This window comes from Pseudobutyrivibrio sp. YE44 (assembly GCF_900104335.1).
Lineage (GTDB): Bacteria > Bacillota > Clostridia > Lachnospirales > Lachnospiraceae > Pseudobutyrivibrio.
Genome location: NZ_FMXT01000004.1, coordinates 1 through 13,052, shown reverse-complemented (window position 1 = coordinate 13,052; position 13,052 = coordinate 1). Strand labels below are relative to the sequence as shown.

The following is a 13,052-nucleotide window of genomic DNA, read 5'->3' as shown; positions in this document are numbered from 1 at the left end:
CCTATCTCTCATAAAAAAAAACGCTTTTTTTTATTTCAGGAGGAAAAATGTTACAGCTATCCCGTTTCGCTATAGTTGAATATCATATTTGATTTTCAGGAGTTGAAAGCACCTTTTTATAGGTGTACCTTTCGACTCCTTCTTTTTTTGAAAGAAAAAAAGCAAGTACTAAACTAGACAAAGGGGTATATCATGACAAAACACGTATTTGTTACAGGTGGCGTAGTATCAGGCTTAGGTAAAGGTATTACAGCAGCGTCTTTAGGACGATTACTTAAAATGAGAGGATATAAGGTTGCTTCACAGAAGCTTGATCCTTACATGAACGTAGACCCAGGCACAATGAGTCCATATCAGCATGGTGAGGTTTTCGTTACAGATGATGGAGCAGAAACTGACCTTGACCTTGGTCACTATGAGCGATTCATCGACGAAAGTCTTAACAAATATTCAAATCTTACTTCTGGTAGAGTATATTGGAACGTTCTCAATCGCGAGCGTAAGGGCGAGTACCTTGGACAGACTGTTCAGGTTATTCCTCACATCACAGAAGAAATCAAGCGTTTCATTTATATGGGTGCAGAGACATCTGATTGCGATGTTCTTATTACAGAAATTGGTGGAACAACAGGTGATATCGAGTCTCAGCCATTCCTTGAGGCTATTCGTCAGGTTTCTCTTGAAAAGGGCCGTGAGAATTGCTTGTTTATCCATGTAACACTTGTTCCATGGCTTTCAGGCTCAGAGGAACACAAGTCAAAGCCAACACAGCACTCTGTTAAGGAACTTCAGTCACTTGGTATTGCTCCAAACATTATTGTTTGTCGAGTTGATCATCCTCTTGAGCAGTCAATCAAGGATAAGATTTCTCTTTTCTGTAATGTTAAGAAGGACTGCGTAATTGAAAACGACACACTTGATTGCTTATATGAAGCACCACTTATGATGCACAAGTACGGCCTTGATAGTGTGGTTTGTCGCGAGCTTGGTCTTGAAGATCGTGAGCCTCATATCGAAGAGTGGGAGAAGATGGTTAAGACTATTAAGGGTCTTAAGAAGGTTACAAAGATTGCCATCGTTGGAAAGTATGTTGCTCTTCACGATGCATATCTTTCAGTTCGTGAAGCTCTCTATCATGGCGGATATGCAAACAATGCTCATGTTGAAGTTGAGTGGGTTGATTCAGAAGATATCACTAAAGATAACGTTAAAGAAAAACTTGGTATGTGTGATGGTATCTTAGTACCAGGTGGTTTCGGCGATAGAGGTGTTGAAGGAAAAATTGCTGCTTGCCAATATGCCCGTGAAAATGATATACCTTATCTTGGAATATGTCTTGGCATGCAGGTGGCTGCTATCGAGTTCGCAAGAAACGTTTGTGGTCTTGCAGATGCTAACTCAAGAGAGTTTAACAGCACAGGAAAGAATTGCGTTATCGACCTTATGGAAGAGCAGATGGCTGTTCTTAGAAAAGGTGGCACAATGAGACTTGGTGCTTATCCTTGCGCAGTTCGTAAAGATACAAAGCTTTATGAGGCTTATGGCTCAGACAATATTTCAGAGCGTCATCGTCATAGATTCGAGTTTAACAACTCATACAGACAGCTTATGACTGAAAAGGGACTTACAATTTCTGGTACATCACCTAACGATGAGGTTGTAGAAGCAGTAGAAGTTTCTGCAAACAAGTTCCACGTGGGTGTTCAGTTCCATCCAGAATTCAAGAGTCGTCCAAACAAGCCACACCCATTATTTGCAGCTTTCATCAAAGCAAGCTTGAGATAAAGAGGCTTCAGCCTTTTTAAATAAAACATTTTCTTTTAACTAAGGGAGGAAACTATGTTAGAAAATCGTTTCAAACTCAGCGAAAACAACACTACTGTGAAAACAGAGATCATCGCTGGACTCACCACATTCATGACAATGGCTTACATCATTGCATTGAACCCAAACATCATTACTAATTATGGCGCTGGCGGACAGGCACTTTGGAATGGTGTATTCCTTGCAACTTGTCTTTCATCAGCAGTGGCAATGTTCGTAATGGCGTTCCTTGCAAACAAGCCATTCTGTCTTGCACCAGGTATGGGTCTTAACTCATTCATGGCAATCGTAATTGGTAACCTTGTAGCAGCAACAACTATGGATTATGTTCAGTCCTTCCAGGCAATGCTTTGCATTATCCTTATTGAAGGTATCGTTTTCTTAATCCTTTCTCTTTTAAATGTCAGAGAGAAGATTGTAGATGCTATTCCACTTGGTATCAGACTTGGTATCTCACCAGCTATCGGTCTTATGCTTCTCAACATTGGTTTTGGTTCAAACGTATATATTGCAGATGAGAACTTCAATCAGTTCTTTGTTATGAAGGATTTCTTTGGAGCACTTACAGCTTCTTATGCAAAGGATACAATGGGTTCTGCTTACCCAGTTATGGTTCTTTCGGCAATCACAATGTTTGTTGGTCTTTTCATTATTGTTGTTCTTGCATCTAAGGGTGTTAAGGGTGCGGTTATCATCGGTATGCTTGCAGCTTCAGTTATTTACTGGGTTGGCGATTTTGCATTCCTTGGCAACAATCCATTTGCTTCATTAGCAGGTGCTTCTTTCGTTCCAGCTTTTGGCGATATGGCATCAACAACTCTCTTCAAGTTCAACTTCCAGGGTCTTGCTGATATGGGTTGGTTCACAGCAATCACTCTTGTTATTACATTCTGTGTAATTGATATGTTCGATACAATCGGTACACTTGTTGGTACTGCTTCACGTGCTGGTATGACAGACCGCGAAGGCAACATGCCAAACATGAAGGAAGCTCTTCTTTCAGATTCAATCGGTACAATCTTTGGTTCATGCACAGGTACTTCAACAGTTACAACTTTCATCGAGTCTGCATCAGGTGTTGAGGCAGGTGGACGTACAGGTCTTACAGCTCTTACATGCGGTATTGCTTTCCTTCTTTGTATGTTCCTTGCACCAATCGCAGCAGTTATCCCTGCAGCAGCTACATCAGCAGCGCTTATCTATGTTGGTGTACTTATGATGACAGGTCTTAAGAAGGTTAACTTCGATGATCTTTCAGTTTGTGTTCCTGTAACAATCATGCTCATCGCTATGCCAATCTCTGGTTCAATCGGACACGGCATCGGCCTTGCAATGATTTCATACACATTCATTAAGGTCTTCACAGGAAAGGCAAAAGAGGTTTCTGGCCTTACTTATGTAATCGCAGCTCTTTTCCTTATCAAGTTCTTCTTAGCAGTATAATAAAAAGGAGGCTTCCCCTAGAGGGTTGCTAGGCTCCAGTGGAGCCTGTTTAGCAACGACCGAGCCGGGAGGCGAGACATGCTGTCACCGTAGGTGACTGATGAGGTGTAAATAAAAATAGCGTATTGCAAAATGCAATACGCTATTTTTTATTGTCTTCCATATTTTCTAGTGCAAACTCGCACGCTTGAGAGTAATTGGGTAAAATATCTTGCCATAAACATTGATGTTTGATTAATCCTGTCCAGAAGTCATGATGTAGAAGTAACTTTATCAAAATGACTATTTTCAACAGCGCATGCTCTCGTTTTGCATCGATAAGCAATTTTGACATTTATCAATCAGAAACGCTCGCACGCTGTTTGTAATAGGCTTGATTGATAAATGATTTCTGCTCTCATTCTAGATTATCAAAAAGCCTATGAATAATCAGCGCTTATAGCGTCTGCGTTGATAAAACTTTATATTCTCTATAATTGTTTTATCATAAACAAACGATAACATAGGCTTTAGCATAGACAATATTGATAAATCCTTTTTTTAACCATAATCATCGTACTAATCTAATGCATTCTTGCTAAAATCTTTTTTAATAATGCATAAATGTTATTAGCAAATGACAGTAGACAGATGGAATATATGCTAGTAGTATAAATGCTATTGATACTGCAATTCTATAATTCTAAGTAGAACTTATATTGCCGAACTGAGTACAAGTTTCGGTATTCTTTTGATTTACCCAATTTATTGAGAATAAATGCATAAATGAATTACAAATAAACTGTTGACAGTTTGATAACTAGAAAGTTATCATAAAAGAAAGGATTAATATTGTACGAAATAATATTTTATGAAGATAGAAATGGCTATTCTCAGGTGTATGAGTTCTTAAAGGATATAACTTCGAAAAAGGGCAAAGATGCTAGAATTAACGCAAATAAAGTTAATGATTATATTCAAGCATTGTCTGTCTATGGAACATATATTGGTGAACCTATATGTAAACATTTAGATGGTGATATTTGGGAGTTGAGACCTCTTGCGAACAGAATTCTATTCGCAGGATTGGTTGATGGTAAATTCGTGTTATTACATCAGTTTATGAAGAAGACTCAAAAAACACCGAAGAGAGAAATTGAACAAGCAAAAAGAGAGTTAGAGGACTATTTAGAGAGGAGCAAAGCAAATGAAAGAATTTAAAAACTGGAATGAAGTAAGAAATGAACTATATACGCCAGAAGAAATTGCAGAGAGTGATTTGCGTGTGGCCTTGATGGGCGAGCTTGTTAAAGCTCGTACTGAAAAAGGCATAAGTCAACGTGAATTAGAGAAACTTTCTGGGGTTAGACAGCCTGTGATAGCAAGAATAGAAGCAGGAACATCTTCGCCACAGCTTGAAACAGTATTAAAGCTTCTTGCTGCGTTAGGGAAAACATTGGCTATCGTTCCTCTTGGAAAATAATGTGATGTATATCATTTGAATTTACATCCTTGTTGTATTAAAATTTTACTCATGAAAATAGTAGTTAGCGAAAAGACAAGAGAAACAATTGATAAAGAATTTAGTCGCTTCATGGCGGACCCAAACAATTTGGCTCGCCTTAAGATGAAGCTTACATACAATCAGAGAGTGTTTATCGAAAATCTCCAGCAGGTTTACAATGAGGAATCTGGCTCTATGGAAGCAGAAGATAAGCTCCTTCTTTTTCAGGAGGCAATTCTTACCTTCAATGCTAGACCAGAGCTTGTACCAAATGCACCTATTGATATGTTAAGGAAGAGCATTAACTTTAAGAATACCCCAGACGATTTTGAAGAGCTCATTGTTATGATAAAGGTTTGGAAGAATTCTTTGAGAAGAAGCAAGCGACCTGTTAACAAGCTGGGAGTTTTCTTCGGTGCTTGGCCAAAGCCAGTGCTATATGCAGCTTTTGTTGCGATTCTGACAACTGCATTCATGGCATTATTAAATGTAGCGACTCATTTTTATATTTATAGCAATGTGGATTTTGCTCAGCTTACTATTGCAGTTATAACTGGTTTTTTATCTATTGCTTCGGGAAAAGGAATTTACTTTAGACTCCTTACAGAAAAACTAATGTAGTGGATTGATAGTAACTTCTTGTTGGTTCAACAGAAAAACATAGCATACAAAAACAGCCCTCTATTCAGTTGAATAGGGGGCTTTAATTATGCATATAAATATCAGTATTAATTTCTAAAACCTCATAATAATCGATCCAATGATTATTGGAGGCAACAATCCTATGGCTGCATACTTAATCATTATAGGCCAAGCTACAGCTTTATCCAATTCTTGAACTTTATCTACATCGTGAAACTTTGCAAGTTCATCTCTTTTGCAATAAGGACAAGGACAGTACCTTTGCAGAGCTAATGCCTGCTCACTTCCTACAAATCCCTTTTGAACATACTTGGTTTTTTGAATTCTGAAACTAGAAATCTTCAAAAAATCTCTAGGAGCAACCTCGTAGGTATTATCACAAACGGTGCAAGTTACAGTGAAGGTTGTATCCACCTGACATAGTGCTTCAATTCCAAGTCTATGACCTTTGATATAGTTGTAGATTACCCAAGTAATACTACCGACTGAAAATACAATTGCAAATATTATTTTAATCCATTCCCACATTGTAATAATAAAACTCATAATCCAATCCGTTCCCTATAAAACTTTTTTACTAGCTTAATTTTACCATCTCAACGGCTCACTTGAAAATCTGCCCATAAATATGGACACTAAAATCTTTTATACTTTCTCCATCAGTTAAGAACGAGCTTATTTAATGGAGGTGTTCATAATGAATAATAAACGACTTGATAAAGAATTAATCCTATCCTTTGGCGCATTGGCGCTGTTGTTTGCTGTTGGAATTCTCTTTTTTGTTTTATTTGCTTTCGACATAAATATAGGTGAAAATATCACCAAAATTGTGGGTTCTTATTCGGGCCTTTCAGGTGGCATCTGGCTCCTTTTACTTTGCCGAAATTGTTGACTATAAATAAACGTTTATCTATAATTAAATTATCTATATATAGTGTGATAGTTTGGGCTTGATAGCAAATTCTTGTGTTAAAGCCCCTCACGGGAAATGGAAGGTAATTGTTATGAATAAAGCGTTTAAAAGGACTTTAAATATTATTGCGATAGCACTTTGTGTTTGTACTATGAATATTGTTGCGTTGGCTCAGGGCACCACCATGATTGCAGTGTCTAAAGAATCTCCTGCCGTAGGGGACAAGGTGACTGTGTCTGTTACAGCCTCAGAGTCAGGCACTATCACTGTAAAATACACAGCCAGCATGTTAAATCTTGTTAGCTGTACAGGTAAGGATTACACAGCTTCAGGCAATTTTATCACCTTCACAGGTAAGTCAGGTGATGTGGTTTTCAATGCGGCTAGCGCAGGTACTGCCTCAGTTATTATTTCATCTACAACTTGCTCTGGCAGCAGCACTAACATCACTATCGGTGGTGGTTCATCTGACAGCACAGAGACCACTGTTGAGGAAAAGCCTGCCGAGGAGGCACCAGCTGAAACAGCAGCAGAGGAGCCTGTGGAACAGCCAGTTGAAGAGGCTCCAGCAGAGACTCCTGAGGTAGCAGCAGCTCCATCCACAGGGGCAGTTGGTACTCTCAATGCTAATGGTGGCTTTGATATCAATGGCGTTTCTTATGTTGTTTCTGAAAGATACGCTGACTCAGAAGTTCCTTCAGGCTTTGAAAAGAAGACCATCACAATTGGTTCAAGCACTTACAGCGAGCCAGTCAATGGAAATGTTACACTTCTTTATTTAAAGCCAGCTGACAACGTTGCAGGTTCTGGTGTTTTCTATTCTTACAATGCTGATGAAGGTACAGTATCACAATTTTTAATGCTTAATGCATCTAACGATTTAATTATGCTTTCAGATGCAGGGGAACCATTATCTTCTGCTTTCCAGAATATTGCACTTGATGTTACTGGCGGTAGTGCCTCTGTATACACCCTTGATGGTGGCGAGTTCTACTATTTATATGGAACAAATAAGGCTGGCACTACAGGTTGGTTTGTATACGACAGTGCTAACAATACAGTTTCTCGTGTTGACGAAAGCTTAGTTAATGCCATCGGCACAGGCTCATCAGCTTCAGATTCAGAGGATTCAGGTGTAACATCTTCAAATGACAACTCAGATCTTTACATAAACAAGCTCAACACTTATCGCAAGGTAATAATGGGACTTATTGTTCTTTGTGTGCTTCTTGTTTTTGTAATCATCAATTCACTTGTTAAATCTAGAGATAGAGATGACGATTTCGACGGTGATGTTTTCGCAACAGCGCCTAAGAAATCTGTTAGAAAGCTTCCTCGTCCAATCGCTTTTGGAAATCCTTTAAAGCGTAAGGCTGAAAATGACGATGATTATGAAGAAGAGGAAGAGGATTACGACGAAGCTGAGGAAGAGTATTACGAGGATGGAGACTACGACGAGTACGAAGAGGAGGTTGAGGAAGAACCTTCTATTTCTCCAGCTGAAACAGTTTCAAACTATGATGCTCGCAGAAGTTCGAGCTTAAATATGATGGATCTTAACGACCTATAAATAAAAGGAGAAGCTAATGGAATATTCAAAACAGGCGAAACGAGCTATTTCAGGTGCATCGAAGCTTTCAAAGTCTTTGCAGCATAGTTATGTTGGAACAGAGCATCTTCTCATTTCTATTATCGAACAGGAGAATTCTCTTGCTGCCAAGGTTTTGGAATCTAATGGTGTCAGCAAAGAGGCTCTTCTTAAGCTGGTTGAGGAATTGATTTCACCAGGCGGAGAAGTGGCACTTCAGGATAGAGATGGATATACACCTAAAATGGAGCAGCTCTTAGAGCATGCTGCAGAGGAAGCAGATAAATGTAATTCAAAAACAATCGGAACAGAACATCTTTTGCTTGCAATGATTCGCATGCAGGATTGTTCTGGCGCCAGACTTTTAAATTCCCTTGATGTGAATCCACACAAGCTTTTCTCAGAGCTTGTTGCAGGAATGGGGGCTGAGGGTGCAGTCTATAAAGAGGAAATGCAGGCCATGAACAGTGGTCGTCGCCGTAATGAAGCCTCTTATCTAGACCAATTCTCTCGTGACCTTACAGAGATGGCTGCAGAGGGAGAGCTAGACCCTATTGTTGGTCGTGATTCTGAAATTCAAAGAGTTATTCAGATTTTATCAAGACGTGGAAAGAATAATCCATGTCTTATTGGTGAACCTGGCGTTGGTAAAACCGCAATTGTTGAAGGTCTTGCTCAGAGAATAGTTGAGGGAATTGTCCCAGATTCTGTTAGAGACCTTAGAGTTTTATCACTGGATTTATCAGGAATGGTTGCAGGCTCAAAATACCGAGGTGAATTCGAGGAGCGTATCAAAAAAGTTATTGCGGAAGTTGTTGAGGAGGGTAATATCCTTCTTTTTATCGACGAGATTCATACACTTATTGGTGCAGGTGGAGCTGAGGGAGCAATCGATGCTTCAAACATTTTAAAGCCTGCTATGGCACGTGGGGAAATCCAAATCCTTGGTGCTACCACTATCACTGAATATCGTAAATACGTAGAAAAGGATGCTGCTCTTGAACGTAGATTCCAGCCTGTTATGGTTGAAGAACCTACAGCTGAGGAGACTATCGAAATCCTCAAGGGTGTTCGCAATCTTTATGAGGAACATCATGGTGTTGAAATACCAGACGAAGCGGTTGTTGCTTGCGTTACCTTATCAGAGAGATACATTGCAGACAGATTTTTGCCAGATAAGGCTATTGATTTAATGGACGAGGCGGCTGCATCATTAAAGCTTAGCTTTGTTAAGAAAAACACAAAAGATGATGATCTTTTAAATAAGATAGAAGCGCTTGCTCAAGAAATGGAAAATGCCATTGTTGCTGGTGATATTGCTCTTGCAAGTTCAATTAAAAAAGAAAAGGATGACTTGGTTGCGCAAAAAGAATCTGAGGATAAAAAACTTAATCGCAAGCGCAAAACAAAACCGGCCGTCCTTACAGAAAACGATGTTGCAAATGTAGTTGCCCTTTGGACCAAGATTCCAGTGGCAAAGCTTACAGAACAAGAGTCAGTTAGACTTAGAAAAATCGAATCTATCTTACATAAGCGTGTAATCGGACAGGAGGAAGCTGTTTCAGCAGTTGCTAGAGCTGTCCGTCGTGGTCGTGTGGGTCTTAAAGAAAAAGGTAGACCGATTGGTTCCTTCTTATTCTTAGGACCTACAGGTGTTGGTAAAACTGAGATTTCTAAGGCTTTAGCTGAAGCAGTTTTTGGAACAGAAAATTCAATGATTCGAGTAGATATGAGTGAATACATGGAAAAGCACTCAGTGTCTAAAATGATAGGTTCACCTCCTGGATATGTTGGTTACGATGAAGGTGGTCAGCTTTCAGAAAAGGTCAGAAGAAATCCTTACTCAGTTATTCTTTTCGACGAAATAGAAAAGGCTCACCCTGATGTATTCAATGTTCTTCTTCAGATTTTGGATGATGGCCATGTAACTGATTCTCAGGGAAGAAAGGTTGACTTTAAAAACACAATTATTATCATGACTTCTAATGCAGGCGCTCAGGCTATTATCGAGCCAAAGAAGCTTGGTTTTGCTTCAAAAGAAGATGCTAGCAAAGACTACGAATTCATGAAGAATGGTGTTATGGAAGAAGTAAAACGTATCTTCAAGCCAGAGTTCTTAAACCGAATTGACGAGACAATTGTATTTAGGGCTCTCAATAAAGATGATATGAAGGAAATTGCAGGTCTTCAGGTTAAGCAATTTGCAGCCAGATGTAAGGAGCAGATGGATATCACTGTTTCTATTCCTGCTTCAGTTAAGACATGGATTGTGGAAAAATCCTTCGATCATAAGTATGGCGCAAGACCTATCCGTAGAAAGATTCAGACTGCACTTGAAGATGTTATGGCAGAAGAGATATTGGCTGGAAAAATCAAATCCTCTGATTCTGTTAAAGCAAAAGTCAAAGGTGATGTTGTAGTTTTTGAAAAATGTTAGTTTTATTCAGGCCATTTATTGTTAAAATAAAAATCCTTTGCTATAATTATTAAACAACATAGTCGTTAGACAATCTGCATTTTGCAGAGCATAGGAGGAATAAGGATGGCTGTAATTAGCGAGTTAATTCGCAGCGAAGCAGACGGAACCATCAGCTTTGGTGATTACACATTGGCTGATAAGAAGAAACTTGAAGACTACAAGCACGATGGGGATTTGTACAAGGTAAAGACTTTTTCCGACATCACAAAGCTGGAGCGTAATGGAATGTTCGTATATGAATCAGTTCCAGGTACAGCAGTTGAAAAGTTTACTTGTTCATCTGATTCCGTTTCTTTTTCTGTTGAAGGTAAGGGAGATGCAATGATTACCTTGGAGCTCGAACCAGAGACAGAATATGCTATCACAGTTGGTGGAGCAAACGCTGGACAGATGAAGACAAATCTTGGAGGAAAGCTTAATCTTTCAGTTGAGTTAGACCCAGGGGTTGCTGTTCAGGTTCAGGTTAAGAGAATTTAATATCAGTTTTAGTAATTAATCAATCTTCCCATTTTCAAATGGGAAGATTTTTCTATAAGGAGAACAAAATGGCTAAGAAAAACGTATCAGTATTCTTTTGTCAGGAATGTGGGAATGAAACTTCAAAATGGTCAGGCCAGTGCCCAGCCTGTGGCGCTTGGAACTCACTAGTGGAAGAGGTGGTAGATAAATCCACAGTAAAAGCTCGTGCTAAGGTGTCGGAGGTAAAGCCTACAAAGCTGATAGATGTAACTGCGTCCAATGAGCATCGAATCTCTACAAATATAGAAGAGTTTGACAGAGTTCTTGGCGGTGGAATAGTTCCAGGTTCTATGATATTAGTGGGAGGTGACCCAGGAATAGGTAAGTCCACCTTATTACTTCAAACCTGTCGACAATTATGTCTTTCAAATATAAATGTTATGTATGTTTCTGGTGAGGAATCCCTTCAGCAGATTAAAATTCGTGCAGATAGAATAGGTGCCTTTAATGATAAGCTTGATCTGTTATGTGATACAAATCTTGATACCATCAAGCTTGTGGTAGAAAGAGAAAAGCCAACAGTGCTAATAATTGACTCTATCCAAACAATGTACAATGAGTCTGTTGGCTCGGCTCCAGGCTCTGTTTCCCAGGTAAGAGAGTCTACCAGTGTGCTGATGGAAATTGCAAAGGTTCAAGGAATTGCAGTATTTATTGTAGGTCATGTAACAAAAGAGGGAACTGTTGCTGGCCCAAGAGTGCTAGAACATATGGTAGATACCGTTCTTTACTTTGAGGGAGATAGACATGCTTCCTATAGAATACTTAGAGGAGTGAAAAATCGTTTTGGTTCTACAAATGAAATAGGCGTTTTTGAAATGAGAGATACAGGTCTTGATGAGGTAAAAAATCCTTCTGCGGTCATGCTTGATGGTCGACCAGAAAATGCAACAGGTTCTATTGTTACATGTTCTATGGAAGGAACCCGTCCGATTCTAGTGGAGATACAGTCTCTTGTCAGCAAGACGGCCTTTGAAATACCTAGACGTATGGCAACAGGCTGCGACTATAATAGAGTAAACCTTTTAGTGGCAGTTTTGGAACGAATGCGCGATACAAAGGCAAATAGATCCTGTGGTATATTCTTGGGACGTTCTGATATATATGTAAACATTGCAGGTGGCATTAGAATTAATGAGCCAGCTATTGATTTGGCTATTGCTCTTGCAATCTACTCCAGTGAAAAAGAAATTGCTATAAATGCAGACACTGTGGTTTTTGGCGAGATTGGCTTGTCTGGGGAAGTGCGTTCTGTTGCAATGGCAGAACAAAGAGTAAGTGAGGCGAAGAAACTTGGTTTTAAGAAAGCGATTATTCCAGCTTCTAATCTTTCGGTGGCAAATGGAATAAAGGGGATAGAAGTAGTTGGTGTGTCTAATATTAAAGAAGCGGTGGATGCTATATCTCGTTAAGTTATAAGTGTATAATGCCACATTTTGGGCTTAAGAAACAAATTGCAAAAATAATTAGTACAATTCACACAATTGCTTGTATGTGACCTAAATAGATTTACTTTAAAAAATCACAGAATATCTGTTGACACTGTAGGTTCTAGGTGATATTATAATCGAGCACTGAGGGAAACGAAGTGCTGAGAACAAACAGGAAGTTGAAAGAATTGTATAAACAATTTTGAAATCCTGAAAAGTTTGAAAAATAAATAAAAAAGTTGTTGACAAAGATAGCTTCTCATGATAATATATACGAGTTGCTGCTGAGAGCAACAACAAAGCGAAGATTGATAACTGAACAGTGAAACAAACCTTGAATTAATACAAGTTTTAAAACATGTATCCTTGAAATTCATTTAAGTTTCTTAATGAAACGAAACCTTTATTAGTAAACAAGTCAGTTTTATACTGATTCGGAATTAAACTTTTAACATGAGAGTTTGATCCTGGCTCAGGATGAACGCTGGCGGCGTGCTTAACACATGCAAGTCGAACGAAGCAATTTTCTACGATCCCTTCGTGGTGACGGATTATTGACTGAGTGGCGGACGGGTGAGTAACGCGTGGGTAACCTACCTTGTACAGGGGGACAACAGTTGGAAACGACTGCTAATACCGCATAAGCGCACAGTACCGCATGGTACAGTGTGAAAAGTTTTTTCGGTACAAGATGGACCCGCGTCTGATTAGCTAGTTGGTGAGGTAACGGC

General features: G+C 39.2%; 11 protein-coding genes and 1 rRNA gene. 11 read left to right on the top strand and 1 reads right to left on the bottom strand.

Translation table 11 applies throughout. The features are described from left to right. Positions 1-192: 192 nt before the first annotated feature. From BLR54_RS07860 to BLR54_RS07840, 5 genes are all read left to right on the top strand, one after another. On the top strand, positions 193-1,785 hold the full coding sequence (locus BLR54_RS07860) for a CTP synthase (RefSeq protein WP_090419212.1): 1,593 nt from the start codon (positions 193-195) through the stop codon (positions 1,783-1,785). A gap of 54 nt (positions 1,786-1,839) precedes the next feature. After that, the gene (locus tag BLR54_RS07855) at positions 1,840-3,267 is read left to right on the top strand and encodes an NCS2 family permease (protein WP_090419210.1); all 1,428 of its coding nucleotides are present in this window, start codon (positions 1,840-1,842) and stop codon (positions 3,265-3,267) included. Positions 3,268-4,098: 831 nt separating this feature from the next. Then, complete coding sequence (locus BLR54_RS07850; protein ID WP_090419207.1) at positions 4,099-4,467, top strand: type II toxin-antitoxin system RelE/ParE family toxin; 369 nt, start codon at positions 4,099-4,101, stop codon at positions 4,465-4,467. After that, the gene (locus BLR54_RS07845) at positions 4,454-4,729 is read left to right on the top strand and encodes a helix-turn-helix domain-containing protein (RefSeq protein WP_090419204.1); all 276 of its coding nucleotides are present in this window, start codon (positions 4,454-4,456) and stop codon (positions 4,727-4,729) included. Before BLR54_RS07850 ends, BLR54_RS07845 begins: the two co-directional genes overlap by 14 nt. Before the next feature lie 51 nt (positions 4,730-4,780). Beyond that, entirely contained in the window at positions 4,781-5,371 is a 591-nt protein-coding gene (locus tag BLR54_RS07840; RefSeq protein WP_143008412.1) for a hypothetical protein, read from the top strand. Positions 5,372-5,485: 114 nt separating this feature from the next. Here BLR54_RS07840 and BLR54_RS07835 read toward each other — a convergent pair whose 3' ends face one another. Next, positions 5,486-5,938 carry a hypothetical protein gene (locus BLR54_RS07835; protein ID WP_090419199.1) on the bottom strand — a complete coding sequence of 151 codons (453 nt, stop codon included), beginning with the start codon at positions 5,936-5,938 and terminating at the stop codon, positions 5,486-5,488. A gap of 151 nt (positions 5,939-6,089) precedes the next feature. Here BLR54_RS07835 and BLR54_RS07830 point away from each other — a divergent pair, with 151 nt between their 5' ends. The 6 genes from BLR54_RS07830 to BLR54_RS07805 all read left to right on the top strand — a co-directional run. Then, entirely contained in the window at positions 6,090-6,284 is a 195-nt protein-coding gene (locus BLR54_RS07830) for a hypothetical protein (RefSeq protein WP_090419196.1), read from the top strand. A 112-nt stretch (positions 6,285-6,396) separates the two neighbouring features. Next, on the top strand, positions 6,397-7,875 hold the full coding sequence (locus tag BLR54_RS07825; protein WP_090419194.1) for a hypothetical protein: 1,479 nt from the start codon (positions 6,397-6,399) through the stop codon (positions 7,873-7,875). A 16-nt stretch (positions 7,876-7,891) separates the two neighbouring features. Beyond that, positions 7,892-10,330: an ATP-dependent Clp protease ATP-binding subunit gene (locus tag BLR54_RS07820; protein ID WP_090419191.1), complete on the top strand. Its 2,439-nt coding sequence runs from the start codon at positions 7,892-7,894 to the stop codon at positions 10,328-10,330. Positions 10,331-10,435: 105 nt separating this feature from the next. Then, a complete protein-coding gene (locus tag BLR54_RS07815) occupies positions 10,436-10,849 on the top strand; it encodes an endosialidase (RefSeq protein WP_090419188.1) in 414 nt (137 codons plus the stop codon). A gap of 68 nt (positions 10,850-10,917) precedes the next feature. Continuing rightward, a complete protein-coding gene (gene radA, locus BLR54_RS07810) occupies positions 10,918-12,303 on the top strand; it encodes a DNA repair protein RadA (RefSeq protein WP_090419185.1) in 1,386 nt (461 codons plus the stop codon). A 467-nt stretch (positions 12,304-12,770) separates the two neighbouring features. Then, a 16S ribosomal RNA gene (locus BLR54_RS07805) occupies positions 12,771-13,052 on the top strand; the annotation flags it as partial.

Excerpts from the sequence above, each read along its gene's own strand:
- BLR54_RS07860 (WP_090419212.1), top strand. The coding sequence starts at position 193 with ATGACAAAACACGTATTTGTTACAGGTGGCGTAGTATCAGGCTTAGGT.
- BLR54_RS07855 (WP_090419210.1), top strand. The coding sequence starts at position 1,840 with ATGTTAGAAAATCGTTTCAAACTCAGCGAAAACAACACTACTGTGAAA.
- BLR54_RS07845 (WP_090419204.1), top strand. The coding sequence starts at position 4,454 with ATGAAAGAATTTAAAAACTGGAATGAAGTAAGAAATGAACTATATACG.
- BLR54_RS07840 (WP_143008412.1), top strand. The coding sequence starts at position 4,781 with ATGAAAATAGTAGTTAGCGAAAAGACAAGAGAAACAATTGATAAAGAA.
- BLR54_RS07835 (WP_090419199.1), bottom strand. The coding sequence starts at position 5,938 with ATGAGTTTTATTATTACAATGTGGGAATGGATTAAAATAATATTTGCA.
- BLR54_RS07830 (WP_090419196.1), top strand. The coding sequence starts at position 6,090 with ATGAATAATAAACGACTTGATAAAGAATTAATCCTATCCTTTGGCGCA.
- BLR54_RS07825 (WP_090419194.1), top strand. The coding sequence starts at position 6,397 with ATGAATAAAGCGTTTAAAAGGACTTTAAATATTATTGCGATAGCACTT.
- BLR54_RS07820 (WP_090419191.1), top strand. The coding sequence starts at position 7,892 with ATGGAATATTCAAAACAGGCGAAACGAGCTATTTCAGGTGCATCGAAG.
- BLR54_RS07815 (WP_090419188.1), top strand. The coding sequence starts at position 10,436 with ATGGCTGTAATTAGCGAGTTAATTCGCAGCGAAGCAGACGGAACCATC.
- radA (WP_090419185.1), top strand. The coding sequence starts at position 10,918 with ATGGCTAAGAAAAACGTATCAGTATTCTTTTGTCAGGAATGTGGGAAT.